This is a genomic window from Paraburkholderia jirisanensis (assembly GCF_054782355.1).
This window is the reverse complement of sequence record NZ_BAAGSQ010000013.1, coordinates 62,176-86,252: the sequence shown is the minus strand read 5'-3', so window position 1 is coordinate 86,252 and position 24,077 is coordinate 62,176. Positions and strand designations below refer to the sequence as shown.

Genomic DNA, 24,077 nt, shown 5'->3' with positions numbered 1-24,077 from the left:
AGCCGCCTCGGTGCGGGCCCGATGCAGCCTCAATGCAGATGATGCAGGGCAACTTCCGTGCAGACTCTGCGCACGCTCAATGCAGCTTCACGCGCGGCATCGTCGTGCGATGCAGCCAGTGCGCGAACGTATCGAGCACCATGCGCGGATAGCCGTGCAACGCGGCGATATGCAAGCGGTATAGCGACATGTACATGAAGCGCGCGAACAGCCCTTCGATCAGCATATTGCCGCCGATCACGCCGCCCATCAGGTTGCCGACCGCGCTGAAATGCCCGAGCGACACCAGCGAGCCGAAGTCGCGATACGTGAACTCCTGCAGCGGCCGGCCGGCAAGCCGGTCCGCGACCGCCTTCAGCAGAAAGCTCGCCTGCTGGTGCGCCGCCTGTGCGCGCGGCGGCACGTTGCGTTCGTTACCGGGCCACTGGCACGCGGCGCAATCGCCGAGCGCGAAGATGTTGTCGTCGGTTTCGGTTTGCAGCGTGCGACGCACCACCAGTTGACCCAGCCGGTTCACGGCGAGGCCATCAAGTTCGCTCAGCACGCGCGGCGCCTTGATGCCGGCCGCCCATACCGTCAGATCGGCGCGCACCGACTTGCCGCTCGCGGTGCGCACCACGCCGGGTGCGACTTCCGCCACCGTTTCGCCGACCATCAGCCGCACCCCGAGCTTGGCCAGCAACTCGGCGGTCGCGGTCGACACGCGCTCCTGCAGCGCAGGCAAAATGCGCGGCCCGGCCTCGATCAGCACGATGCCGACGTCGTGACGCGGATCGAGCTTGTGCAGGCCATACGCGGACAGCACCTGCGCGGTATTGCGCAGCTCCGCGGACAATTCGACGCCGGTCGCGCCGCCGCCGACGATCGCCACCTGAATGCGCGGCTCACGCGTGGCCACCGCGCCCTGCGCAACATCGCCCGCGCTGCCCACACTGGCCGCTTCGGGCTGCTGATGCTCGGCGCGCACGCACGCGGCGATCAGCCGTTTGCGGAAGCGCTCCGCCTGGCCGACCGTATCGAGTGCTAGCGAATATTCGAGCGCGCCCGGCACGCCGAAAAAGTGCGTGGTGCTGCCGATCGCGATCACCAGCGTGTCGTACTCGAGTTCACGTTGCGGCAGCATCTCGGCGCCGTCTTCGTCGGGCACCGGCGCGAGCGTGATGCGCCTGCTCGCGCGATCGAGATGCGCGAGCTCGCCCTGCTGGAATTCGAAGCCATGCCAGCGCGCCTGCGCGGCATAGGCCAGCTCCTGCGTGAACGGATCCATGCTGCCGGCGGCCACTTCATGCAGCAGCGGCTTCCAGATATGCGTGGAGTAACGATCGACTAGCGTAACGCTGACTGACGCCGCGCCATTGCTCTTGCGCGACCCGTAGCGGTCACCGAGACGCGTGGCTAGCTCCAGCCCGCCGGCGCCCCCACCAACGACGACAATACGATGCATCGAGACTCTCCGTATCAAACATGAATTCGGCGTCGCAGCCGCAAGCGCGACACGCTTGCGGCTGCCTTTCATCGATTGTCGCGAGTCTGGCAGCGCGCGGCAAGTCGCACGCGCTGCGGCCGCATCAGTGCGCTTCGTCCCAGTTCGCGCCGACGCCGCATTCGGCAATCAGCGGCACGTTCAGCGCCGCGACATTGCACATCAGCTCGGGCAGGCGCTTGCGCACTTCGGACAGCTCTGCATCAGGTACTTCGAGAATCAGTTCGTCGTGCACCTGCATGATCATCTTCGTGCCGATGCGCGCGTCGTCGAGCCAGTTCTGCACGGCGATCATCGACAGCTTGATCAGATCGGCCGCGGTGCCTTGCATCGGCGCGTTGATCGCCGCGCGCTCGGCCGCCTGACGGCGCGGCCCGTTGCCGCCGTTGATTTCGGGCAGCCACAGGCGGCGCCCGAACACGGTTTCCACGTAACCTTTCTGTTTCGCGCTCGCGCGGGTCTCGTCCATATAGCGCGCGACGCCCGGATAGCGCGCGAAATAGCGGTCGATATACAGCTTCGCCGCGTCGCGCGTAATGCCGAGGTTGCCCGCGAGACCAAACGCGCTCATACCGTAGATCAGCCCGAAGTTGATCACCTTCGCGATACGCCGCTGGTCCGACGACACTTCGATCGGCGTCACGCTGAACACCTCGGCGGCGGTCGCGCGGTGGATGTCCTCGCCCTGCGCGAATGCACGCACCAGCGATTCGTCGCCGGAGATGTGCGCCATGATGCGCAGCTCGATCTGCGAGTAGTCGGCCGAGACGATCTTGTGGCCGGGCGGCGCGATAAAGGCCTCGCGGATGCGCCGGCCTTCGCCGGTGCGCACCGGAATGTTCTGCAGGTTCGGATCGTTCGACGCGAGCCGGCCGGTCACCGCCACCGCCTGCGCGTAGTTCGTATGCACGCGGCCGGTTTCTGTGTTGACCATGCGCGGCAGCTTGTCCGTATAGGTGGACTTCAGCTTCGACAAGCCGCGATGTTCGAGCAGCAGCTTGGGCAGCGGATAATCTTCGGCGAGTTTCTGCAGCACTTCTTCGTCGGTGGACGGCGCGCCGCTCGGCGTTTTCTTGATCACCGGCAACTGCAGTTTTTCGAAGAAAATCTGGCCGATCTGCTTGGGCGAACCGAGATTGAATTCGCCGCCCGCGAGTTCGTAGGCGCCCTTTTCAAGCTCGATGAGCCGCACCGCGATTTCATTGCTCTGCGCCTGCAGCTTCGCGGCGTCGATCAGCACGCCATTGCGCTCCATCTTGCGCAGCACGCGCGCAGTCGGCAGTTCGATCTGACGGTACACGAATTCAAGGCCCGCATCTGCCGCGACCTGCGGATACAACGCCTGATGCAGACGCAGCGTGATGTCCGCATCTTCCGCGGCATATTCGGCTGCCTGGTCGAGCGCGACTTCGTCGAAGCCGATCTGCTGCGCGCCCTTGCCCGCGACGTCTTCGTATTTGATCGTCTTCAGGCCGAGATGGCGCAGCGCGAGGCTGTCCATGTCGTGCGTGCGGTGCGATTCGACCACATACGATTCGAGCAGCGTGTCGTGCTCGACGCCTTGCATCGCAATGCCGTAATTCGCGAGCACCTGCTCGTCGTACTTCAGATGCTGGCCGACCTTCTTCTTGCTCGCGTCTTCCAGCCATGGCTTGAGCTTCGCGAGCACTTCGTCGAACGGCAGTTGCACGGGCATGTCGGGGCCGCGATGCGCAAGCGGAATATAGGCAGCACGGCCCGGCTCGACCGACACCGAAATGCCGACGAGGCGCGCCGTCATCGGATCGAGCGACGTGGTTTCGGTATCGAATGCGGTGAGTTCGGCCGCATCGATCTTTGCGAGCCACTCGTCGAGCTTTTCCCAGCTCTGCACGGTGTCGTAGTGACGTTCGAGGTCGATCATCGGCGCAGGCGTCTCGCCGGCGCCCGGACCTTCGACTACCTCGGCGATCTCCACTTCGCGCAGCCACGTCTTGAAGCCATGACGCGCGAACACGTCGCGCAACTCATCGCGCGCTTCTTCGCGCGTGACCAGTGTTTCTTCAAACGACGTAATGTGCTGCGTCAGATCGCAAGCGGTATCCACCGTAACGAGCTTGCGCGCCATCGGCAGGAAATCGAGCGCGCGGCGCAGATTGTCTCCTACCGCACCTTTGATCTCGTTTGCATGTGCGACGATGCCATCAAGCGTCCCGAATTGCGCGAGCCACTTGACCGCCGTCTTCGGCCCGCACTTCTCGACGCCCGGCACGTTGTCGACGGTATCGCCGATCAACGACAGATAATCGACGATCAGCTCAGGCGGCACGCCGAACTTGGCGATCACGCCGTCGCGGTCGAGCACCTCGTTCGTCATCGTATTGATGAGGCTGACATGGTCTGTGACGAGCTGCGCCAGGTCTTTGTCACCGGTGGAGACAATCACCTTCATGCCGCGCCGTTCCGCCTCTTTCGCGAGCGTGCCGATCACATCGTCCGCTTCGACGCCTTCGATCATCAACAGCGGCCAGCCGAGCGAGCGCACCGCGACGTGAATCGGCTCGATCTGGCGCGACAGATCGTCCGGCATCGAAGGCCGGTTGGCCTTGTACTCCGGGTACCAGTCGTCGCGGAACGTCTTGCCCTTGGCATCGAACACGCACGCGCTATACTCTGCGGTGACTTCCTTGCGCATGCGGCGCAGCATGTTGATGATGCCGTACAGCGCGCCCGTCGGCGCACCGTCGGGACCGCGCAGATCAGGCATCGCGTGATAGGCCCGGTACAGATAACTCGAACCGTCGACCAATAGCAGGGTCTTACCTTCCAGCGCGTGACCGGTGGCATGTTTCGATTGCGCAGCCGGTTGCGCTTGCGGGCCGGTTTTTACCCCAGCTTCAAGATCTCGTTCTTCAGGCATTATGACTAAGAGAAAAGTGATTCCGAGTCTGCGTTCACTCGCAGATCAAGAGCGCGCAACGGCCAAGAAGGCGCGCGCGTCGTGGCAGATGTTCACGATTATGGCAGAGTTTATCGAGGCGACCGAGTACCTGTCGGAGATCCGGCCGGCCGTCAGCATCTATGGTTCGGCGCGCCTGAAACCGAACTCGCCGTACTACAAGCTCGCCATGCAGATCGCCCGCAAACTGTCGGATGCCGGCTTCGCGGTGATCTCCGGCGGCGGCCCCGGCATCATGGAAGCGGCCAACAAAGGTGCGCATGCGGGCAAGGCACCTTCGGTGGGCCTGAACATCGAATTGCCGCACGAGCAATCGGGCAACCAGTGGCAGGATATCTCGCTGCGCTTCCGGCATTTCTTCACGCGCAAGGTGACCTTCGTGAAGAACTCGGACGCGGTGATCGTAATGCCCGGCGGCTTCGGCACGCTCGACGAACTCGCTGAAGTGCTGACCTTGATTCAAACCAAGAAGTCGCGCCATGTGCCGATCATTCTGGTCGGCGCGGAGTTCTGGAAGGGCTTGCTGGGCTGGTTCCGCGAATCGCTGGTGCCGATGGGTTTGATCAACCCGGAAGATATGGATCTGATGCAGGTGATCGACGAACCCGATCAGGTGCTTGAAGCGGTGCTGGCATTCTATGAAGAACGCGAGGAACCAGAACCGCAGGCACAGGCGAAGTCGGACGAAGACCGGATGTTCTATCTGTAGCGTGGGGTTTGTATCGCGGACGTGAAGGCAGCGCTTGCTGCCTTTGCGTTTGTGTTGGCATTCGTGATGGCGTTTGTCTTTGCGCTGCCTTCGCGTTTTGCCTTTGCGCTTACGCCACAGCGCCCGGTGCGGGTCGTTGTATCGATTGCTCCGTTGCCTGCTGCATCGATTGTGCCTCCAGCCAGCGGCAGAACTGCACCACGAGCGGCGCCTGCGCCACTTCGCGCCGCGCGACCCACCAATAGCCGAGCATATCGATGCGCGGCCCTTCGAGCGGCATCACGAGACGACCCGAAGCAAGCTCTTCATCGAGCAGCGGCACCGGCCCAAGCGCGACACCCAAACCGTCGACCGCCGCCTGCAGCGCCAGATAGAAGTGATCGAACGACTGCTTCTTGCGGCACTTCGCCTTCGCGCCCGCCGCCGCGAGCCATTGACGCCACGCATCCGGACGCGTGTCCGAATGCAGCAGCACATGACGCGCGAGATCATCGGCAACACGGATCGGTGCACGCTGCAACAACGCTGGGCTGCACACCGGCAATTCGATCTCGCCGAGAAAATGGCCGCTCACGCAATTCGGCCAATGCGCCGGGCCACGCCTGACCGCCACATCGAAACTGTCGATCGACTCGACCGGCGCATTCGACGTGGAAAGCCGCAACTCGACGTTCGGCGCCATCCGCTGGAACTGGCTGAGCCGCGGCAGCAACCACTTCATCGCGAAGGTAGGCAGCGCATTGACGCGCAGCACATGCACGACACCCGAATCGCGCAACTGCTCGGTGGCCACCGCGATATTGTCGAAGGCGATCTGCACGGTGGCCAGATAACGGCGCCCGGCATCGGTGAGCCGCACGCGCTTGCCGACGCGGTCGAACACCTGCAGGCCGACCCATGCCTCGAGCGCGGCGACCTGGCGGCTGATTGCACCGTGCGTCACATGCAGCTCGTCGCCCGCGGCACTGAAACTGTTATGCCGTGCCGCGGCTTCGAACGCGCGCAGCGCGGGAAAGGGAGGCAGCTTGCGGTTCATGCTTGTGATTGTAAGTCACAAGCAAGCTCCATAAAAATCGTTTTGCACCGCCCGCGAACAGCGCTACTCTGCGAAGCCTGTACCGAAGGGCCATCGCGATGAATCGACACTCTCCTCCTCCGGCTTCCGCTCCCCGGGCTTGCGCGCCCGCGGCCCCGTCCGTACAGCCGGACACCCCACCCACGCCGAGTTGCGGCGAGATCTTCAAAGGTTTCCTCGGCCTCGGCCTGACTTCGTTCGGCGGCGCGCTGCCACTGGTGCGGCGCACCGTCGTCGAGCGCCACCGCTGGCTGAGCGGCACGGAATTCACCGATCTGCTCGGGCTATGCCAGTTTCTGCCGGGCGGCAACGTAATCAATTTGTCGGTGGCGATCGGCATGCGCTTTCGCGGCTGGCGCGGCGCGCTGGCCGGCATCCTTGGGCTGATCGCCGGGCCTTCGCTGGTGGTGATCGCACTCGGTGTGCTCTACGAACATACGCAGAACGACCCGCGCGTGCAGCATCTGTTCGCCGGGCTCGCCGCCGCCGCTGCCGGCCTGTTGATCGCGATGGCCGCGAAAATGCTGCTGCCGCTGCGGCGCGATCCGCTCGCGGCCGGCATCGCGGCGCTCGGCTTTATCGCGATTGCGGTGCTGCGCGTGCCGCTGCTGCCAACCATGCTGGTGCTGACGCCAGCAAGTATCGCGCTCGCGTCACTGCATGCGCGAAGAGCCGGAGCGCGCCGATGATCGCAACGCTGGTCGTACTCGCGCTGATCTTCGGGCAGCTGTCGCTGCTCGCGTTCGGTGGCGGCAACACGATCTTGCCGGAGATGCAGCGGCAAGTGGTCGACGTGCATCACTGGATGCCGGCCAGCGAGTTCAGTGCGCTGTTCGCGCTCGCGCAGGCCGCCCCCGGGCCGAACATGATGATCGTCACGCTGATCGGCTGGCATGTGGCCGGCTGGTCCGGCATGCTCGTCACGTCGCTGGCGAAGTTCGGGCCGTCGTCGCTGGTGACGGTGGCCGCGCTGCACGCATGGGATCGCTTCAAGGATCGGCCATGGCGAGCCATCGCGCAGAAGGGGCTGGCGCCGGTGACCGCGGGGCTGGTGGCAGCAAGTGCGGTGCTGATCGCGCAGGCGTCCGATACGACGTGGCTCGCGTGGAACATCACCGGCGTGTGCGCGGCGCTGGCATTTACGACGCGGATTCATCCGCTATGGCTGCTGGGCGCGGGTAGTGTGATCGGGTTGGTCGGGCTTGGGTTCTTTTAGCCGACGCTGACCGCGAGCAGCGCCGCCGACACGTAGCGGCGCCCTCTTCCCACTTACTGGAACGCCACTTCCGCAAAGCTGCGCAACTTGCGGCTATGCAGCCGATGCAGTCCATCGGCACGCAACAGCTCCATCGCCGCCACACCGATCTGCAAATGCTGATCGACCTGCGCGCGATAAAACTGGTCAGCCATGCCCGGCAGCTTCAACTCGCCATGCAGCGGTTTATCGGACACGCACAACAACGTGCCGTAAGGCACGCGAAACCGGAAGCCATTCGCCGCGATCGTCGCGCTTTCCATATCGAGCGCGACCGCGCGGCTTTGCGACAACCGCTGCACCGGCTCGCGATGATCGCGCAGCTCCCAGTTGCGGTTATCGACGCTCGCCACCGTGCCGGTGCGCATCACGCGCTTGAGCTCCACGCCTTCGAGCCGCGTGACCTGCGCCACTGCGCGCTCCAGCGCGACCTGCACTTCGGCGAGCGCCGGAATCGGCACCCACAGCGGCAGATCGTCGTCGAGCACGTGATCCTCGCGCACATAGCCGTGTGCGAGCACGTAGTCGCCGAGGCGCTGCGTGTTGCGCAGGCCCGCGCAATGGCCGAGCATGATCCACGCATGCGGGCGCAGCACTGCGATATGGTCGGTGATGGTCTTCGCATTCGACGGTCCGACGCCGATATTGACCATCGTGATGCCGCCGCCATCGGCGCGCTTCAGGTGATAAGCGGGCATCTGCGGCAGCCGCGGCGGCGCCGTGCCTTCGCTCTGCTCTTCGCCGAGATTGGCGTTGTACGTGACCACGTCGCCTGGTTCGACGAACGATGTGTACTCGCTGCGATATGCGCGCACCTCGGCGTCGTCGGTGTGAGACATCATCGTGCGGCCGAGCTTCACGAACTCGTCGATGTAGAACTGGTAGTTCGTGTACAACACGTAGTTCTGGAAGTGCGTTGGCGAGGTCGCCGTGTAGTGGCGCAGCCGGTGCAGCGAAAAGTCGACACGCGCACCCGTGAACAGCGCAAGCGGATGCGGCTCGCCGGGCAGCGGCTCATACGTGCCGTTGACGATGCGGTCGTCGAGCAGTGCGAGATCGGGCGTATCGAACACGTCGCGCATCATCAGCAGACGGTCGCGGTCGAGATCGCCTTCGAGGTGAATGCCCTCGGCGAACGCGAAGTGAATCGGCACCGGCTGGTCCGATACGCCGACTTCGATCGCCACATGATGGTTCTTCGCCAGCAGACGCAACTGTTCGCGATAGTAGTTGCCGAACAGGTCGGGCCGTGTCACGGTGGTTTCGAACACGCCCGGCCCCGCGACAAAACCATACGAGCGGCGCGAATCGATTTGCGTGTTGACCTCGGTACGCACCCGCACGAACGGATAGCACGCGCGCACGCGTTGCGCGAACGGTTCGTTGCGCCGATAGCGCGCGAAAGCGTCGCGCAGGAACGATGTATTGGCTTCGTAAATGGCTGACAGGTGTGTGACGGCCGCGGCGGCGTCATCGAATGCTTCGGTCTTGTACGCGCTGGTGGGCGTTTGCACCAGGCGCTGGTTGGTCTGGTCGTTCATTTTGGCGTGCCTCAGTTGATGAAAGGACATTACCACGGAACCCGCGTGGTCCGATCACCCGCTAGAGCGGCAGTGCGCTCGTGCGAACGCACCGGGCAGAGTCGGCTGAAGCGGCGCAAAATAAGGCGCACACGCCCGTTCGTAAGACCGGATTTGCTAGAATTGCGCCACCTTATCGGAGAAACACCATGAAGCCGCTTCTATCCGTCGTCGTTGCGCTGAGTTTTGCCGTGTGCGGCACCGCGCTGGCCGCCGGTCCCGCGCAGTCAGCCGCGGACGCGCAGCCCGCCCCGCCCCCGCAATCCGCCAACGAACGGGCCGGCTTGCCCGATCTGGACGCAATCAACCGCCCGGCCGCCGAAGTCAGCTCGAAAGTCGAGATCAACGTGCCGCGCACGCCGAGCTTCTACGAACGCAGCGGCAATGGCACCGAGATCACCGAATACCGCGATCGCGGCAAGCCGGTCGAGATCGACGTGCGCTCGAACTTCGGCACGCGCTACCAGATGAGCGCGCCGCTGGATACCTCGCCGCAGGTGCACGACAGCTCGCACCCGACCACCCGCCTGCCTTCGTGGAACCTGCATTACTGATCTGATCGCACCGCGCGCGGCGCGCCACTTTGCTGGACGAGCCGCGCGTCATCAACGCCCCCGCGCGAGCGCAACCACGCACCAGCCCCATCAGCCTGTCATTCCCGATTCGCGCCACTGGCCGCCTCACCGCGCCAGCCGACCAACCCGATCCGACGTATTCCGCATGGCCGTTTTCACCCCTGTCACCGAAGCCCATCTCGCGCAATGGCTGCGCCACTACGATCTCGGCGACGTCGTCGAGTTTCGCGGTATCACGTCCGGTATCGAGAACAGCAACTTCTTCCTGACCACGACGCGCGGCGAGTACGTGCTGACCATCTTCGAGAAACTGAGCGCCGCGCAGCTGCCGTTCTATCTCGACCTGATGCGGCATCTGGCCGCGCACCGCGTGCCGGTACCGGACCCGGTGCCGCGCGACGACGGCGCGCTGTTCGGCATGCTGCACGGCAAGCCGGCGGCGATCGTCACGAAGCTCGAAGGCGCGCCGGAACTCGCGCCGCAAGTCGAGCATTGCGTCGAAGTCGGGCAGATGCTCGCGCGCATGCACCTGGCGGGCCGCGACTTTCCGCATGGTCAGCCGAACCTGCGCAGCCTGCCATGGTGGCAAGAGACGGTGCCCGCCCTGCTGCCGTTCGTCGACGCCGCCCAGCGTGCGCTGCTGACCGATGAGCTCACGCACCAGCAGCAGTTCTTCGCCTCGAGCGACTATGCGGCGCTGCCCGGCGGCCCGTGCCACTGCGACCTGTTCCGCGACAACGCGCTGTTCGCGCACGCCGCGCCCGACACCGGCCACGAGGTGCGCCTCGGCGGCTTTTTCGATTTCTATTTCGCCGGCTGCGACAAGTGGCTGTTCGACGTCGCGGTCACCGTCAACGACTGGTGCGTCGATCTGGCGAGCGGCCGGCTCGATCAGGCGCGCGTCGATGCGCTGCTGCGCGCCTACCAGACCGTACGCCCGTTCACACCCGAGGAAACCCGCCACTGGGGCGACATGCTGCGTGCGGGTGCGTACCGTTTCTGGGTATCGCGCCTGTATGATTTCCATATGCCGCGTGCGGCCGAGTTGCTCAAGCCACACGACCCCGGCCATTTCGAGCGTATTCTGCGCGAACGCCTGCAAGGCGTCGCACTCCCTGGCTTCCATACCTCATGCAACTAATCGAAGTTCCCGCGAAGACCGGCTATGTCTGGTTCCGGCAAGGCATCTGGCTGTTTCGCAAGAACCCGCTCGCATTCCTGACGCTGTTCTTCTCCTATCTGCTGGCGATGACGCTGATCTCGCTGGTACCGGTGGTCGGCGGCGTGCTGCCGCTGGTGCTGATACCGGGCGTCGCGGTCGGCTTTATGGCCGCGTGCCGCGACACGATCGCCGGCAAACCGGTGTTTCCGACCATTCTGGTCGACGGCTTCCGCTCATACGGCTCGATCGTCGCCAAGCGGCTGTTGCTGCTGGGCGCGCTGTACATCGTCGCGATGGCGCTGGTGCTGGCGGGCTCCGCGCTCGCCGACGGCGGTGTGCTGCTGCGCCTGATGCTGAGCGGCGAAGGAATGCAGCAAGATGCGATCGCGACCAGCAATATCCCGTTCGCGGTGCTGACCGCGCTCGCGTTCTATGTGCCGGTGGCCATGCTGTTCTGGTTCTCGCCGGTGCTGTCCGCATGGCACGACGTGCCGCCGGTCAAGGCGATGTTCTTCAGCATCGTCAGTTGCTGGCGCAACCGCGGCGCGTTCGTCGTGTATGGCGCACTGTGGTTCGCGGTCGCGCTGACCGTATCGCTCGGCCTGTCGACGCTGCTGCAGGCGCTCGGCGCCGGCGAGCTTGCGCTGGTGGTGCTAATGCCGGCCTCGATCCTCGTGACGACCATGCTCTATTGTTCGTTCTACGCGACGTATCGCGGCTGCTTCGGCGTGCCGGCGCCCGAGCAGCCCGCTGCCCCGCCCGCGGCCTGATTCCCTTCCCAGCCGGCTGAACCAGCCGAACGGCGAGCCGAACCTGCTTGCCGAATTGGCTAGCCGTTCGGCCTTGCGCGGACACTCACCGCGCGAAGCCGGCGTCGCGGGCCCGCTCGCCAGCGCCGGCGAGTTGCGGCACAATACTTTGCACGCAAGCGATTTGCACGCTCGCTTGATGCACCGCAAGCGCGGTCACCCTGATTTGCGCTGATTTGCCCGATTCGCCTGCACCCACCGTCGAGACGCCCCATGACCCAGCGCCCTGTGTACCCGTTCACACTTGACGAACAGCTTTGCTTCGCGCTGTATTCGACGTCGCTCGCGATGACGAAGGCCTACAAACCGCTGCTCGACGAACTGGGTTTGACCTATCCTCAATACCTGACGATGCTCGTGCTGTGGGAAAGCGACGACCTGACGGTGAAAGACATCGCCGGCCGTCTGAATCTGGACTCGGCCACGGTCACGCCGCTGCTCAAGCGTCTCGAAGCGCAAGGCTACATCGAGCGAACGCGCGGCACCGACGACGAGCGGCTGGTCTACATCCGCCTGAGCAAGGCGGGCGTATCGCTGAAGCGCGCGGCCCGCGAGGTGCCTGCGGAAATCTTTTGTGCGACCCAGCAGACGCCCGAGTTTCTGGTACGCCTGCGCAACGACCTGATGCAGTTGCGCGGCACGCTTAACGAGCATCTCGAACGTTCCTGAAAGAAACGCGGTAAGCGTGTCTGACCTCGACATCGAAATTTCATTTGCACGCTAATGATTTGTACGCTATCTTTACTGCACTGCCGGAGCAACGGCGAGCGCCGCACCGCGCGGCACCATTTACCAACCTGGATTCGACCCAAGGAGAAGTGAAATGAGCGTACTTTACAAAGCAACGGCAGCAAGCACCGGTGGCCGCGACGGCCGCGCCATCTCGTCGGACAACGCGCTCGACGTCAAGCTGACCACGCCGCGCGAACTGGGTGGCAATGGCGCCGCAGGCACCAATCCGGAGCAGCTGTTCGCGGCAGGCTATTCGGCCTGTTTCCTGAGCGCGATGAAGTTCGTGGCCGGCCAGCGCAAGCAGGCCGTGCCGGCCGACACGAAGGTGACGGCAGACGTCGGCGTCGGCCCGAACGACAACGGCGGCTTTGCGCTGGACGTCGAACTGCGCGTGTCGCTGCCGGGCCTCGATGCGGCTGCAGCGCAAGAACTCGTGGATGCGGCTCACCAGGTTTGCCCGTACTCGAACGCGACGCGCGGCAATGTCGACGTGCGCGTGAAGCTGGTGTAAGTTCGCTGGCCGGGTGGCGCGGCAGGTACTGCAAAGCGCTGCAAGCACCACGGGCCGTCGTACGAACAGCGCCCGCTCCTGCCAGGAGCGGGCGCTGTTTTTGCGTGCACGGTCAGTCGGGCACCGGCAGTTGCCCGAAACTACCGGCCGGCTGATGCTGTCTTCGCCGGTCGTGCACGGCCCGCGTGGCGCACTCTGGATAAACCCCTTCACCAACCAATCGATATCGACATGACCCAAGCGCGCAAGCTCGACGCCCACTACGACAAAGGTCTGATGTGGTTCCGCCGCGATCTGCGCAGCGGCGACAACGCCGCGCTGTACTACGCACTGAAACACTGCGAACAGGTGTGGTGCGTGTTCGTGCTCGATACGACGATCCTGCAACCGCTGGTCGACAGCGCCCGCGCGCGCGGTGTGCGCGGTGCCCCAGCCGACCGGCGCATCGACTTCATTCTGGCGTCGCTGGCCGAGCTGGATCAATCGCTCCGGGAAGGCGGCGGCGGTCTGATCGTCGTGCACGACGACCCGCGCAACGCGATCCCCCAGCTTGCCGAAAAGCTGCACGTAGAAGCCGTATTTGCCAACCACGACTACGAGCCGTCAGCCATCCGGCGCGACGCTGCGGTTGCCGAACAACTACGCGATGCAGGCCGCGAACTGCTGACCTTCAAGGATCAGGCGATCTTCGAGCGCGACGAAGTTCTGACCGGCCAAGGCAAGCCGTTCAGCGTCTTCACGCCATACAAGAACGCATGGCTGAAGCAGCTGACGCCATTCGACCTGAAGCCCTATCCGGTCGAGCGCTACGGCGAGCACCTCGCGGCACCGCCGAAATCGCTGGACCACGCGCTACCGGGCTGTGAGCAACTCGGCTTCGCACCAAGCAACCTGGCCGACCTGAAACTGCCGCCCGGCATGAGCGGCGCGCAACAGTTGCTCGAAGACTTCCTGACTCGCATCGACAGCTACGTCGAGCGCCGCAATTTTCCCGCCGCGCTGGGGGCGAGCTATCTGTCGGTTCATCAGCGTTTCGGCACCGTGTCGATCCGCGCACTGGCGCGGCTCGCGCACGACCTGTCGCTGCAACCGGATGGCGGCGGCGCAGCGACGTGGCTGTCGGAACTGATCTGGCGAGACTTCTTCTTTATGATCCTCGCGCATCATCCGCGCCTCGAGAGCGGCGCGCCGTTTCGCGAGGAATTCGCGGCGCTGCGCTGGGAGAAAGGCCGCGACGCCGATGCAGCGTATGCCGCATGGTGCGAAGCCCGCACCGGCTACCCGCTGGTGGATGCGGCGATGCTGCAGATCAACCAGTCCGGCTATATGCACAATCGCCTGCGGATGGTGGCCGCCAGCTTCCTCGTGAAGGACCTCGGCATCGACTGGCGCCTCGGTGAACGCTACTTCGCCGAGCAGCTGAACGACTTCGATTTTTCGGCGAACAACGGTAACTGGCAATGGGCGGCATCGACGGGTTGCGATGCGCAGCCGTGGTTTCGCATTTTCAATCCGGTCACGCAGTCGGAGAAATTCGACCCGCAAGGCCGCTTTATCAAGCGTTACCTGCCGCAACTGGAAAAAGTGCCGGCGAAATGGATTCACGCGCCGTGGCTTGCCGGCGACGAGCAATTGGCCGAATGGGGCGTCAAGTTAGGGGAAAACTATCCGCGGCCGATCGTCGATCACGCACAGGCGCGAGAGTTGACGCTGGCGCGCTTCGGCCTGCTGAAGGCGCGGCGCGACTGACGCGCGTCGCACATTAAACACCGCAAAAAAAGCACGAAAAAAAGCGGACGACCCACATGGATCGCCCGCTTCAGCATATTTCGGTTACCAGCTTAGTGCTGGCTCATCCACGCCGGCTGACGGCGTTGCGCTTCGCGATCGAGCTTGCGCATGCGGAATTCGAGATCGTACAGATCGGTGGCTTCGTTCAGGTAAGCGTCGCTGCGCTCTTTTTCGTGTTCGTCGGCGGACTTGGTCAGCAACAGCAGGAGGCGGCTCAGCAGGTACATGGTTTAAACCCTCGGCATATAGAACTAAGGGATAACCCTTAGCGAATGTCCGGATTATAAGGGAAAACCCTAGATCGAAGCCAGCTTTTCTTTAATGCCCCCGAAATTTGAGCATTTACCGCGCTGCGGCCCTGCTGACGGGGTCCGCCGCCTGTGCGCGGCGTTGATAGCGGAAGAATTCCCACAGCATGCTGGTGGCGTCGGGCCCCTTCGCCGAGTGGAACGGCACCGCCTCGTCGCCGCCGCTCCACGCGTGGCCGAGGCCTTGCACGCGGCACAGACGCACCACACGGCGCCCGCCGCGCACGTAGTCGCGCGTGAGCACGGCCGCCTTGCGCTCTTCCTTGACGTCACCCGCCTTGCGCGCGCCGTTCGCGTCGATCAGACCGTTCAGCCGCAGGAATTGCGTCGCCAGCTGGTCGGCATTCACCGGCGCGACGACGTGGTCCGTTTCGCCTTGCAGGATGATCGCGGGCATGCCCGGATAGGCCGCCACGTCGGCAACGCTGTCGACCAGTTGCACCGGATCTCGCCGTGCCCCGCGCCGCATTACGTCCATTGCGGTGATGCCCGAATGCGCCTCGCCGAAAGCGGGTCCGGAATGCAGCGCAACCGCGGCAAAACGATCCGGATACTGCAGCGCGAGCAGCGCAGTCAATCCGGCCCCGGCCGACAGCCCGGCTACATAGACACGTTCGGCATCGAAGCCATGCTCCGCGACCAGCGCATCGACCAGCGACACCACCGCTCGCGCTTCCGCGCCGCCCGCGCTATCGGACGTGTCATACCAATGCCAGCAGCGATGCGAATGGGCATGCTTCGACTGCTCCGGATACACCACCGCGAAGCCGAAGCGATCGGCCAGCAGATTCATCCGCGTACCTTCCGCGAATTCGTCGATCGACTGGCTGCAGCCGTGCAGCATCACGACCAGCGGCGCGCCTTGCAGCGTTTTGCCGGCCGGCAGATACAAACCGTACTGCAGATGATTGACGAGCCGGCCCGGCGCCGCCGGCGCCGAGTGAAACGAGCGGGTCCACGAGCCGGAGGCCCACGCCGCCGCACGCGGCCGCACGCGCGATTCGCGCGCCGCCGGGCGCAGCGGGTCGCGCACCTTGGCCTTGCGCACGCCGCTAGTGGGCGCCGGCTTGGCCTTCGCCTTGAGCGGCCGGGTTGCGCTGCGCTTCAAGGTGGCGTGCGTATGTTCTTTCTGGATGGCGATCAGACGCTTCAGGCCGCCAAGCCATATTTTTGTCAGGCTTTTTGCCATGAACACCTCGCAAAAAGGGTCGATGCTTGCTTAGCTGAGGGCGATTGTGCATTGCACAATAACATCAATCCCGCTGCGATGTTGATAGCCGGTCATCACTTTTGATGCCGGATCATGAAAAACCGCGCACGACCGCGCCGGCTGCCGCGTCGCGCGGGCCGGTCGCCGTACATAAGTAGAAAGATCGCGCTTTTATACTTATAAAATACGCGCTCGCCGAATGCGGCAGCGGCCCGACAATTTGCCTGCGGGCCGCGCACCGGTTCCATCCCGTTCGTTTTGTGCCGATTTTGGTTTGCCCTGTAACCATGCCCGACTTTCCGCTTCATTATTGGTACCTGACCAGCAGCATCGGTGGCGCAAGCGTGACCCTTCCGCTCACGCTCGCCATCGCGCTATGGCTGGCGCTCGGCTATTCGACGCGGCTTGCGTTCGGCTGGGTGGCGCTGGTGGCCGCGGCCGCGTCGATCGTCACGCTGACCAAGCTGGCCTTTCTCGGCTGGGGCATCGGCGTGCGCGCGCTGGACTTCACCGGCCTCAGCGGCCACGCGATGATGTCGACGGCCGTCTACCCGGTCGCCTGCTTCCTCGTATTGCTGCCGGCACGGGCAAAGGCGCGCATCGCAGGTCTGGCGGTGGGGTTTTGCATCGGCATCGCGATCAGCTTCTCGCGGGTGGTGGTCGAAGCGCATTCGCCGTCAGAGGCGATTGCCGGCTGCCTGATGGGCGCCGTCGTCGCGCTGCTGTTCGTGTGCATCGCGTGGCAGGCAACGCCGCGCCGCAGCGCGCTGTCGGCATTGCCGGTGTCGATGAGCCTGGTGGTGCTGGTCGCGGCTTTCCACAACGTGCACGTACCGACGCATCTGTGGGTCGAGAACATCGCGCTGAAGGTATCCGGCCATGTGCGGCCGTTCGTCCGGGCGCGCTGGAAAGCGTCGCACGAAAGACGCAGCAGTGTGCTCCATACGCCCGTGACGCGCACTCCCGACGTCTTCGCGGCCCCGCAGATACCGGGCGCCTGAATCCGTAAGCCTGATCTCGAGCAAGCGTTGACAGACCAATTGCACGCACCGTTATAACCCCGGATATATTACGATAACGTTTCATCCCCCTTTCCGGAAACCCGCTCATGTCACTGTCCCGCCGCCTGTCGAAGCACGCGCTCGTCGCTACCCTCGTGTCGTTTGCCGTTTGCGCGCAGGCGCGCGCCGACGAGCTGATCGTCTCGGCCGCCGCGAGTCTGACCAACGCGTTCAAGGCAGTCGGCGACGCGTACGAGAAGGCGCATCCGGGCACCAAACTGCTGTTCAACTTCGGCGCCTCCGACGTGCTGATGCAGCAGATCGTCAAGGGCGCACCGGCCGATGTGTTCGCTTCCGCAGACCAGAAGGCGATGGACAAGGCAGCCGCCGAAAAGGTGATCGTGCCGGCCACGCGCAAGGATTTCGCCGCGAACTCGCTGGTGCTGATCGTGCCGAACGACAGCCATTTCGCGCCCACCACGCTCAACGACCTGACCGCGGCGAGCGTCAAGCGCGTCGCCTACGGCGATCCGGCTTCGGTGCCGGTCGGCCGCTACACGCAAGGCGCGCTGCAAAGCGCGGGCGTTTGGGATGCAGTCAGCGCGAAGGGCGTGCTGGCCAGCAACGTGCGCCAGAGCCTCGACTACGTATCGCGCGGCGAAGTCGATGCGGGCTTCGTATTCGGCACCGACGCGGCGATCATGCCGGAGCAGGTGAAGGTCGCGCTGACCGTGCCGACGCAGACGCCGATCACCTATCCGATCGCCCAGGTGGAAGGCAGCAAGCACGCCGCGGACGCGCAATCGTTCATCTCGTACGTGTTATCGCCGGCCGGTCAGGCGGTGCTGGCGAAGTACGGCTTCAAACCGGCCCGCGCACAGTAACGCGCGTCTCGCCTGCAAGCTTTCCGACTCACTTTCCCCGAAGCCGCCATGGAACACGCCTGGGTACCGCTGCTGCTATCGCTGAAAGTAGCGGGTTGGGCGACTGCGCTGAACCTCGTGTTCGGCGTCGCGGCGGGCCTCGGGCTCGCGCGCTGGCGCTCGGGCGCACGCGACGTCGTCGATTCGCTGCTGACGCTGCCGCTGGTGATGCCGCCCACCGTGCTCGGCTACTACCTGCTGGTGCTGCTCGGCCGGCGCGGCGTGGTCGGCGGATGGCTCGACCGGCTCGGCATCCAGCTGGTGTTCACGTGGCAAGGCGCGGTGATCGCATCGATGATCGTGGCCTTTCCGCTGGTGCTGAAATCGGCGCGCGCGGCGTTCGAGTCGGTCGACCCGCAACTCGAACGCGCCGCCCGCACGCTCGGTATCAGCGAGACCGCGATTTTCTTTCGCGTAACCTTGCCGCTCGCGACGCGCGGCATTCTGGCCGGCACGCTGCTGTCGTTTGCGCGCGCGCTCGGCGAATTCGGCGCGACGCTGATGATCGCGGGCAACCTGCCGGGCCGCACGCAGACGCTTTCGGTGGCGGTCTACGCCGCGGTGCAGGCGGGCGACGACAGCACCGCGAACTTCCTCGTGCTGGTCACGTCGGTGACCTGCGTCGTGGTGCTGCTGCTCGCCGGGCGCCTCGTGCCGCAACATTCGCTGATGACTTCCCGCTGACATGCCGCTCACCGTTGATATCCGCAAAACGCTGCACAGCGCCGAGCGCCGCTTCACGCTGGACGTGTCGTTCACCACGACGGCCAAACGCGTCGTGCTGTTCGGCCCGTCGGGCGCGGGCAAGAGCCTGACGCTGCAGGCGATCGCCGGTTTGCTGCGTCCCGACGAAGGCGTCATCGCGTTGGCCGGCGAAACGCTGTTCGACAGCGCGCGCGGCATCGACCAGAAACCGCAGGCGCGCAAGCTTGCGTATCTGTTTCAGGATTACGCGCTGTTCCCGCATCTGAACGTGCGGCAGAACATCGCGTTCGGGCTGCATGAAGGCTGGCTCAATCCGCGGCGGCATGTGACGCACCCGGACGTCGATTACTGGCTGAATGCGCTGGATCTGGTGAGCCTGGCGGGCAATCATCCGGCGCAGTTGTCGGGCGGACAGAAACAGCGCGTCGCGCTGGCCCGCGCGCTGGTGGCCAAGCCGCGGCTGTTGCTGCTGGACGAGCCGTTTTCCGCACTCGACGGCCGGCTGCGCGAGCGGATGCGCCGCGAGTTATCGGAACTGCAGCAGCGCCTCGACATTCCGATGCTGCTGATCACGCACGATGCCGACGATGTCGCCGCGTTCGGCGACCAGGTCGTGCAGGTGAACGATGGCGGGGTGCGCGAGCAGCAGCTGTTTACGGGCTACGCGGCGCGCGGCGCTTTGTGAAGCGTGCGGCGCCATGCGTGATGCGCGCCAGCCACGCGCACCGCGTACGCATCGCCTCGAATCTCACGCCCCAACCGCCTAGCTCAATCGCGCACACCAAGAATCACACTCGAAGCCTTGAACGCAGCGATCACCGGCTGCCCTTCCTCGAGCGCAAGCGTGTCGACACTGTCATTGGTGACGACCGCAGTCACGACCGTGGTCGCATCGAGCGCTACCGACACCTCCGCGTTGACCGCCCCGCGCTTCACCGCGCAAACCGTGCCGCGCAACTGGTTGCGCGCCGATAGCCGTACCGGTGCGCCACTGTCGTCGGCAAGCAGGATCACCCACGACGCCTTGATCAGCGCAACCGCCGGTGCACCGACAGCCAGCTCCAGCGTCTCAGTACTCTCACGCGTGACCACCGCGACGATCGTCTGACCGCCCGGCAGCGCCAGCGCGACTTCATCGTTCACCGCGCCGCGCGTCAGCGCCGCGATCTTGCCGTAAAGCTGGTTGCGCGCACTGGTCTTCATGCCGATGCGGCCAATCAGTTCCCAGTCGCCCGCAAAGCCTTCGATCGCCGCGCCGGCGCGCTCGAGAAACTTCGAGTGTTCCCGCTCGACTGCGCGAAACGTGTCGATCAGCGACAGCGCGCGCGGCGTGAGCGTCGTGCCGCCACCGCCCTTGCCGCCGGTCGAACGCCGCACCAGCGGCTCGCCGGCGAGATTGTTCATCGTGTCGATCGCGTCCCACGCGGCCTTGTAACTGAGTCCGACCGCCTTGGCGCCGCTGGTGATCGAGCCGGTCTCGTGAATCGCCGCCAGCAGCGCGATCCGCGCCGCGCCGCCGAGCGTCTGCGCACCGGACTTGAACCACACCGAACCGGCCAGTTCGAGCGGTGCGCGGGGAGTGTCGTCGGCGGTAGAGGTCATGGATATGGGTACAGCGAGAGGTTTAGAGGCAAAGGGTTAAAAGGCTAGCGCATTATCGCGCCACGGCGAGCGACGTGCGACACCGCCACACACCATCAACCGCCGTTGCCGCTGACGATCTTCGGCGTGCGCAGTGTGCCGAGCAGGCGCTCGCCTTCCTGTGCGGTGTGGCGCTTCAGCGCCTCGCACCAGCCGCGCACGAAACCAAGCTGATAGGGTTCAACCTGCAGCTGTTCGAGAAACCGCAGCGCGACAGCCGCGTCATTGCCCGCGCCGAGCACGCCCTGCATGCGTGACAGCACCTTCGCCACGTCGCGGCGCGTGCGGTGCGAGGCCAGCGGCTCGAAAAACTCCAGCATGTAGCGCAGCCGCTTCGCGTGAATCCGCACCTTGTGCCGCGCTGCTGCGTCGAGCGCGGTCAGCTTCGGCTCGCGCGTCACCCGTTGATAGTGTTTTGCGACGCGCTTTCTCACATAGCTGCGCAGCGAACGGCCGCGCGCCTGGTCGGGCGCGCCGCGCACCGCCAGCTCGCTCATCCAGGCAAGCCACGCGAGCGCGAGCCCCGCGTAGGCAGGCGAGCGCAACGCCTGCTGCACCTGCGAACGCGCTTCGAGACGCCGCTGGTCGGCAGCGGCGCGCGTCGCATTCCATGCTTGCGCGTCGACGTCTGCCTGAGCGAGGCCGGGCAGCGTTTCGTCGGTGAACACATCCCAGTCGCGCGCTTGCCCGAGCAGATCGCTCAGCCATTTCAGGCGCGGCTCGACCTGCGCGCTCCACGCGCGATCGATCCATGCGGGAAAAATCCGCGTCGCGGTTTTCAGGCGCCGCTGCGCGACCCGCAATTGATGAACGAACTCGACATCCGGCTCATCGCGCAACACCGCCTCGTTGCCGAACCACTGCTGCGCGACATTGCAGCCGATCACCTGCAGCGCCTGATGTGGCGTGTGCACGCCGTCGAGCTCGATCGGCCGCGCGCGCACCGGCTTGCGCTCGCGCTCGACGTCGGTGCGGCAAACGCGGTCGATCGCATCGGCGAGCACGGGAAAGGCCGGCAGCGCGGCGACCAGTTCGTGCGCCACGGTGAAGAGCGTGGCGAGGGCGGTGTCGAAGGGGGTGGGCGACGCGTGTTGTGCGTGTTGTGCGTGTTGTGCGTGTTGTGCGTGTTGTGCGTGTTGTGCGTGTTGTGCGTGTTGTGCGTGTTGTGCGTGTTGTGCGTGTTGTGCGTGTTGTACATTTGGCGCGACTGGCGCGTTGCCACCTCGTGCCGCCTGTGCGCCTTGTGTGCCCTCGCCTTCCGCACGTTGCACCGTTTCGGCTTGCACATCTTCGTCCTGCTCCACAGGCTCCGCCACCTGCACAGTGACGCGCAATTCGCGCAGCGTCCCCGTTGCAGCGGCATCCTCTGTGCCGCAACGCGCGATGTTCAGTTCGATATCGACTGTGGCCATCGCATGCGCTGAATCCGGCGCGTACCGTTGCCAACGTAAGCGCCGGCGTTCAAGCGTTGCGACTGCCTTGAGCTCACGTACCTGCGCAAGCGCATGCGCCAACGCGGCCGGCGCATGCTCGAATGCCGCATCGACCGGTGCGTGCTCTTCGAGCGCGACGTCGCAGGCGGTCTCACACACGGTCACCCCCGGCGCATGCGTCGTACGACGCATCGCGATCACGCGCCGCTGCTGCTGCGGGTGCCGCGACACCTCCGCAGTTACGCGCCAGCCGCCCCGCACAAGCTTGCGGGCACCATCGAAACAGGTCAGCGCGCAGGATGCATCAGTTGCATCCGCATCGCCGGCACGCTCAAAGCCGTGCAGCGCATCGAGCGTTTCCGCCAGCGTCGCATCGCCGCGCTCGTGCGGCTGCCCTTTCTGGTCCAGCCACACAAGCAGCGTCGGCTCAGGGAGATTCAGCACGATTTCCAGCACACGATCCATGAAGGCTCCAGGCGTGGTGCGCGGCAGCCACACCGCACACGTGACGGACAGTGCAGAACGTCGCGAAGTTCGTTTTCGATGGTACACGCGCGCAGTCGGCACCGTCACGCCGCATTGCACGGCTTTGACGGCAGCTCACCGCCTGCGGTCATAGAATGAACGTCGCCCCCAACCGGGACGGTATCGCCCCATCACCCAACGCATCGTCTTTTCAAAGGAGTTGCAACCGTGAAACTCGATCTCTCCGGCAAGCGTGCAGTCGTTACCGCGTCGACAGGTGGCCTTGGCCTCACGATCGCCACTGGCCTTGCAGAGGCTGGCGCCGAAGTCGTGCTGAACGGCCGCAAGCAGGATGCCATCGACGCAGCCAGCGCGCAGATCCGCCAGACCGTGCCCGACGCGAAGCTGCGCAGTTGTGCTGCGGACGCCGGCACGCGCGCCGGTTGCGATGCACTGATCGCCGCCGTGCCCGAAGCGGACATCCTCGTCAACAATCTCGGTGTGTATGGCCCAAGCGACATCCTCAGCACGCAGGACGACGAGTGGGAGCGCTACTTCCAGATCAACGTGATGTCCGGCGTGCGCATGACGCGCGCGTATCTGCAACGAATGATAGACCGCAAGTGGGGGCGGGTCGTGTTCGTGTCGTCGGAATCGGGGTTGAACATTCCGCCGGACATGCTCGCATACGGCTTCTCGAAGACCTCGCAGCTGAGCATTGCGCGCGGCATCGCGAAGTTCGCGGCGGGCACTGGCGTGACGGTCAACTCGGTGCTGCCCGGCCCGACGATGACGGACGGCTTGCGCGAGATGCTGCGCGAATCCGCGCAAAAGCAAAACAAGTCGATCGAGCAGACCGCCGCCGAATTCGTCATGGCAACCCGTGGGACCTCGATCATCCGGCGCGCAGCGCAACCGGAAGAAGTGGCGAATCTGGTCGTGTATCTGTGTTCGCCGCAGGCTTCGGCGACGACCGGTGCGGCCGTGCGCGTGGACGGCGGCATCGTCGATACGATTGCCTGAGGTGCGGCGCGCGGCGTGATGCTTACTTGAGGATCGGCGGCAATGCGCGCGGCGGGGCGATGGTGGGCGTGGGCGCGGTCATCGAGGTGGGCGTGGTGGCGGACGGCGCGGCAGTGGACGGCGGCGGCGTGAGCGAGTTAGCGGCTTCGGCGCGCTTGCTGCCGGCCGCCACCGTCGCCGGTTGTGCCGCGACCGACCTGGCTGCCGCCGTTTTTGCCACGGAAGTCTTCGCCAGCGTTTTTGCAGTCGTGGCCTTCGCGGTCGTAGCCTTCGCCTTCGCGGGTTTTACTGCCGAAGCCGTCCGCGGCGCGGAGCCCTTGTTGGTCGCATGCGACGTCGCCGTAGCCTGTTTCGCAGCCGGCCTGCTCGCCGCCGCACTTGTCGCCGGCCGCTTCGCGCCAGCCTTCGAGGACGTCCCGGCAACCGGCACGCTCGTCTTTCCCGCGCGCTGCGTCGCAGCCGGTTTTTTCGCCGGCGCACCAGCGGACGCGGACTTGCCATGCGCCGCATGCGCGTTCGCCTCGGGCGGATTCCACACTTCCTTATATTCAGCAACAGCGGCTGCGGACCCGCTCATCACCCCGACCACCACCAGCAACACGGTTCGCAAAAACGCCACTTTCGTCCCCTTGCACACGACAAAAACGGCGATTCTCGCACGGCACGGCGGCGCGCCAAACGCTTTCGCAAGATCGGAATATTCCGCACCGGTGGCAAGCCCGTCATCTAGCCCGCTTGCATAAATCCA

Annotated in this window: 23 protein-coding genes; 15 read left to right on the top strand and 8 right to left on the bottom strand. The window is 64.9% G+C overall.

Annotated features, from left to right (window positions below; all coding sequences use genetic code 11):
* Positions 1 to 76: 76 nt before the first annotated feature.
* Positions 77 to 1,444, bottom strand: a complete 1,368-nt coding sequence (locus ACYVNQ_RS08500; RefSeq protein ID WP_460902057.1) for an NAD(P)/FAD-dependent oxidoreductase — start codon at positions 1,442 to 1,444, stop codon at positions 77 to 79.
* A gap of 124 nt (positions 1,445 to 1,568) precedes the next feature.
* Entirely contained in the window at positions 1,569 to 4,229 is a 2,661-nt protein-coding gene (gene polA / locus ACYVNQ_RS08495; RefSeq protein WP_460902166.1) for a DNA polymerase I, read from the bottom strand.
* A gap of 154 nt (positions 4,230 to 4,383) precedes the next feature.
* Between polA and ACYVNQ_RS08490 the strand changes: the two genes are divergently transcribed.
* Positions 4,384 to 5,130: an LOG family protein gene (locus ACYVNQ_RS08490; RefSeq protein WP_460902056.1), complete on the top strand. Its 747-nt coding sequence runs from the start codon at positions 4,384 to 4,386 to the stop codon at positions 5,128 to 5,130.
* Between the two features lie 109 nt (positions 5,131 to 5,239).
* Here ACYVNQ_RS08490 and ACYVNQ_RS08485 read toward each other — a convergent pair whose 3' ends face one another.
* Positions 5,240 to 6,166 carry a transcriptional regulator GcvA gene (locus tag ACYVNQ_RS08485; RefSeq protein ID WP_460902055.1) on the bottom strand — a complete coding sequence of 309 codons (927 nt, stop codon included), beginning with the start codon at positions 6,164 to 6,166 and terminating at the stop codon, positions 5,240 to 5,242.
* A gap of 98 nt (positions 6,167 to 6,264) precedes the next feature.
* Here ACYVNQ_RS08485 and ACYVNQ_RS08480 point away from each other — a divergent pair, with 98 nt between their 5' ends.
* Positions 6,265 to 6,894, top strand: a complete 630-nt coding sequence (locus ACYVNQ_RS08480) for a chromate transporter (protein WP_460902054.1) — start codon at positions 6,265 to 6,267, stop codon at positions 6,892 to 6,894.
* On the top strand, positions 6,891 to 7,421 hold the full coding sequence (locus tag ACYVNQ_RS08475; RefSeq protein WP_460902053.1) for a chromate transporter: 531 nt from the start codon (positions 6,891 to 6,893) through the stop codon (positions 7,419 to 7,421). Before ACYVNQ_RS08480 ends, ACYVNQ_RS08475 begins: the two co-directional genes overlap by 4 nt.
* Before the next feature lie 53 nt (positions 7,422 to 7,474).
* On the opposite strand, the gene ACYVNQ_RS08470 is transcribed toward ACYVNQ_RS08475, so the two are convergent.
* Positions 7,475 to 9,001 (bottom strand): AMP nucleosidase, encoded by a 1,527-nt coding sequence (locus ACYVNQ_RS08470; protein WP_460902052.1) that lies wholly within the window; start codon positions 8,999 to 9,001, stop codon positions 7,475 to 7,477.
* A 188-nt stretch (positions 9,002 to 9,189) separates the two neighbouring features.
* On the opposite strand from ACYVNQ_RS08470, the gene ACYVNQ_RS08465 reads away from it, so the two are divergent.
* The 6 genes from ACYVNQ_RS08465 to ACYVNQ_RS08440 all read left to right on the top strand — a co-directional run bounded on the left by ACYVNQ_RS08465 (position 9,190) and on the right by ACYVNQ_RS08440 (position 14,578).
* A complete protein-coding gene (locus ACYVNQ_RS08465; RefSeq protein WP_460902051.1) occupies positions 9,190 to 9,594 on the top strand; it encodes a hypothetical protein in 405 nt (134 codons plus the stop codon).
* A 166-nt stretch (positions 9,595 to 9,760) separates the two neighbouring features.
* The gene (locus tag ACYVNQ_RS08460) at positions 9,761 to 10,756 is read left to right on the top strand and encodes a homoserine kinase (protein WP_460902050.1); all 996 of its coding nucleotides are present in this window, start codon (positions 9,761 to 9,763) and stop codon (positions 10,754 to 10,756) included.
* The gene (locus tag ACYVNQ_RS08455; RefSeq protein WP_460902049.1) at positions 10,747 to 11,547 is read left to right on the top strand and encodes a BPSS1780 family membrane protein; all 801 of its coding nucleotides are present in this window, start codon (positions 10,747 to 10,749) and stop codon (positions 11,545 to 11,547) included. Before ACYVNQ_RS08460 ends, ACYVNQ_RS08455 begins: the two co-directional genes overlap by 10 nt.
* A gap of 252 nt (positions 11,548 to 11,799) precedes the next feature.
* A complete protein-coding gene (locus ACYVNQ_RS08450; RefSeq protein WP_460902048.1) occupies positions 11,800 to 12,255 on the top strand; it encodes a MarR family winged helix-turn-helix transcriptional regulator in 456 nt (151 codons plus the stop codon).
* Positions 12,256 to 12,409: 154 nt separating this feature from the next.
* On the top strand, positions 12,410 to 12,829 hold the full coding sequence (locus ACYVNQ_RS08445; protein WP_460902047.1) for an organic hydroperoxide resistance protein: 420 nt from the start codon (positions 12,410 to 12,412) through the stop codon (positions 12,827 to 12,829).
* Positions 12,830 to 13,060: 231 nt separating this feature from the next.
* Positions 13,061 to 14,578, top strand: a complete 1,518-nt coding sequence (locus tag ACYVNQ_RS08440) for a cryptochrome/photolyase family protein (RefSeq protein ID WP_460902046.1) — start codon at positions 13,061 to 13,063, stop codon at positions 14,576 to 14,578.
* A gap of 92 nt (positions 14,579 to 14,670) precedes the next feature.
* Here ACYVNQ_RS08440 and ACYVNQ_RS08435 read toward each other — a convergent pair whose 3' ends face one another.
* Entirely contained in the window at positions 14,671 to 14,847 is a 177-nt protein-coding gene (locus ACYVNQ_RS08435; RefSeq protein ID WP_460902045.1) for a DUF3563 family protein, read from the bottom strand.
* A 115-nt stretch (positions 14,848 to 14,962) separates the two neighbouring features.
* Entirely contained in the window at positions 14,963 to 16,117 is a 1,155-nt protein-coding gene (locus ACYVNQ_RS08430) for an extracellular catalytic domain type 1 short-chain-length polyhydroxyalkanoate depolymerase (protein WP_460902044.1), read from the bottom strand.
* Between the two features lie 308 nt (positions 16,118 to 16,425).
* On the opposite strand from ACYVNQ_RS08430, the gene ACYVNQ_RS08425 reads away from it, so the two are divergent.
* The 4 genes from ACYVNQ_RS08425 to ACYVNQ_RS08410 all read left to right on the top strand — a co-directional run bounded on the left by ACYVNQ_RS08425 (position 16,426) and on the right by ACYVNQ_RS08410 (position 19,452).
* Positions 16,426 to 17,139, top strand: coding sequence for a phosphatase PAP2 family protein (locus tag ACYVNQ_RS08425; RefSeq protein WP_460902043.1), 714 nt, complete (start codon positions 16,426 to 16,428; stop codon positions 17,137 to 17,139).
* 107 nt (positions 17,140 to 17,246) lie between these two features.
* On the top strand, positions 17,247 to 18,023 hold the full coding sequence (gene modA, locus ACYVNQ_RS08420; RefSeq protein ID WP_460902042.1) for a molybdate ABC transporter substrate-binding protein: 777 nt from the start codon (positions 17,247 to 17,249) through the stop codon (positions 18,021 to 18,023).
* Between the two features lie 48 nt (positions 18,024 to 18,071).
* Entirely contained in the window at positions 18,072 to 18,746 is a 675-nt protein-coding gene (modB, locus tag ACYVNQ_RS08415; RefSeq protein WP_460902041.1) for a molybdate ABC transporter permease subunit, read from the top strand.
* Between the two features lies 1 nt (position 18,747).
* On the top strand, positions 18,748 to 19,452 hold the full coding sequence (locus ACYVNQ_RS08410; RefSeq protein ID WP_460902040.1) for an ATP-binding cassette domain-containing protein: 705 nt from the start codon (positions 18,748 to 18,750) through the stop codon (positions 19,450 to 19,452).
* 83 nt (positions 19,453 to 19,535) lie between these two features.
* Here ACYVNQ_RS08410 and ACYVNQ_RS08405 read toward each other — a convergent pair whose 3' ends face one another.
* Positions 19,536 to 20,369 carry a TOBE domain-containing protein gene (locus ACYVNQ_RS08405; RefSeq protein WP_460902039.1) on the bottom strand — a complete coding sequence of 278 codons (834 nt, stop codon included), beginning with the start codon at positions 20,367 to 20,369 and terminating at the stop codon, positions 19,536 to 19,538.
* 95 nt (positions 20,370 to 20,464) lie between these two features.
* The gene (locus ACYVNQ_RS08400) at positions 20,465 to 22,306 is read right to left on the bottom strand and encodes a CHAD domain-containing protein (RefSeq protein WP_460902038.1); all 1,842 of its coding nucleotides are present in this window, start codon (positions 22,304 to 22,306) and stop codon (positions 20,465 to 20,467) included.
* Positions 22,307 to 22,534: 228 nt separating this feature from the next.
* Here ACYVNQ_RS08400 and ACYVNQ_RS08395 point away from each other — a divergent pair, with 228 nt between their 5' ends.
* Positions 22,535 to 23,329, top strand: coding sequence for an SDR family NAD(P)-dependent oxidoreductase (locus ACYVNQ_RS08395; RefSeq protein WP_460902037.1), 795 nt, complete (start codon positions 22,535 to 22,537; stop codon positions 23,327 to 23,329).
* 26 nt (positions 23,330 to 23,355) lie between these two features.
* On the top strand, positions 23,356 to 24,072 hold the full coding sequence (locus tag ACYVNQ_RS08390) for a hypothetical protein (RefSeq protein ID WP_460902036.1): 717 nt from the start codon (positions 23,356 to 23,358) through the stop codon (positions 24,070 to 24,072).
* The last annotated feature ends 5 nt before the right edge of the window (positions 24,073 to 24,077 follow it).

Bases quoted from the DNA above. Each gene is read 5' to 3' on its own strand.
- ACYVNQ_RS08500 (WP_460902057.1), bottom strand. From the start codon at position 1,444: ATGCATCGTATTGTCGTCGTTGGTGGGGGCGCCGGCGGGCTGGAGCTA.
- polA (WP_460902166.1), bottom strand. From the start codon at position 4,229: ATGCCTGATCTGCGCGGTCCCGACGGTGCGCCGACGGGCGCGCTGTAC.
- ACYVNQ_RS08490 (WP_460902056.1), top strand. From the start codon at position 4,384: ATGACTAAGAGAAAAGTGATTCCGAGTCTGCGTTCACTCGCAGATCAA.
- ACYVNQ_RS08485 (WP_460902055.1), bottom strand. From the start codon at position 6,166: ATGAACCGCAAGCTGCCTCCCTTTCCCGCGCTGCGCGCGTTCGAAGCC.
- ACYVNQ_RS08480 (WP_460902054.1), top strand. From the start codon at position 6,265: ATGAATCGACACTCTCCTCCTCCGGCTTCCGCTCCCCGGGCTTGCGCG.
- ACYVNQ_RS08475 (WP_460902053.1), top strand. From the start codon at position 6,891: ATGATCGCAACGCTGGTCGTACTCGCGCTGATCTTCGGGCAGCTGTCG.
- ACYVNQ_RS08470 (WP_460902052.1), bottom strand. From the start codon at position 9,001: ATGAACGACCAGACCAACCAGCGCCTGGTGCAAACGCCCACCAGCGCG.
- ACYVNQ_RS08465 (WP_460902051.1), top strand. From the start codon at position 9,190: ATGAAGCCGCTTCTATCCGTCGTCGTTGCGCTGAGTTTTGCCGTGTGC.
- ACYVNQ_RS08460 (WP_460902050.1), top strand. From the start codon at position 9,761: ATGGCCGTTTTCACCCCTGTCACCGAAGCCCATCTCGCGCAATGGCTG.
- ACYVNQ_RS08455 (WP_460902049.1), top strand. From the start codon at position 10,747: ATGCAACTAATCGAAGTTCCCGCGAAGACCGGCTATGTCTGGTTCCGG.
- ACYVNQ_RS08450 (WP_460902048.1), top strand. From the start codon at position 11,800: ATGACCCAGCGCCCTGTGTACCCGTTCACACTTGACGAACAGCTTTGC.
- ACYVNQ_RS08445 (WP_460902047.1), top strand. From the start codon at position 12,410: ATGAGCGTACTTTACAAAGCAACGGCAGCAAGCACCGGTGGCCGCGAC.
- ACYVNQ_RS08440 (WP_460902046.1), top strand. From the start codon at position 13,061: ATGACCCAAGCGCGCAAGCTCGACGCCCACTACGACAAAGGTCTGATG.
- ACYVNQ_RS08435 (WP_460902045.1), bottom strand. From the start codon at position 14,847: ATGTACCTGCTGAGCCGCCTCCTGCTGTTGCTGACCAAGTCCGCCGAC.
- ACYVNQ_RS08430 (WP_460902044.1), bottom strand. From the start codon at position 16,117: ATGGCAAAAAGCCTGACAAAAATATGGCTTGGCGGCCTGAAGCGTCTG.
- ACYVNQ_RS08425 (WP_460902043.1), top strand. From the start codon at position 16,426: ATGCCCGACTTTCCGCTTCATTATTGGTACCTGACCAGCAGCATCGGT.
- modA (WP_460902042.1), top strand. From the start codon at position 17,247: ATGTCACTGTCCCGCCGCCTGTCGAAGCACGCGCTCGTCGCTACCCTC.
- modB (WP_460902041.1), top strand. From the start codon at position 18,072: ATGGAACACGCCTGGGTACCGCTGCTGCTATCGCTGAAAGTAGCGGGT.
- ACYVNQ_RS08410 (WP_460902040.1), top strand. From the start codon at position 18,748: ATGCCGCTCACCGTTGATATCCGCAAAACGCTGCACAGCGCCGAGCGC.
- ACYVNQ_RS08405 (WP_460902039.1), bottom strand. From the start codon at position 20,369: ATGACCTCTACCGCCGACGACACTCCCCGCGCACCGCTCGAACTGGCC.
- ACYVNQ_RS08400 (WP_460902038.1), bottom strand. From the start codon at position 22,306: ATGGATCGTGTGCTGGAAATCGTGCTGAATCTCCCTGAGCCGACGCTG.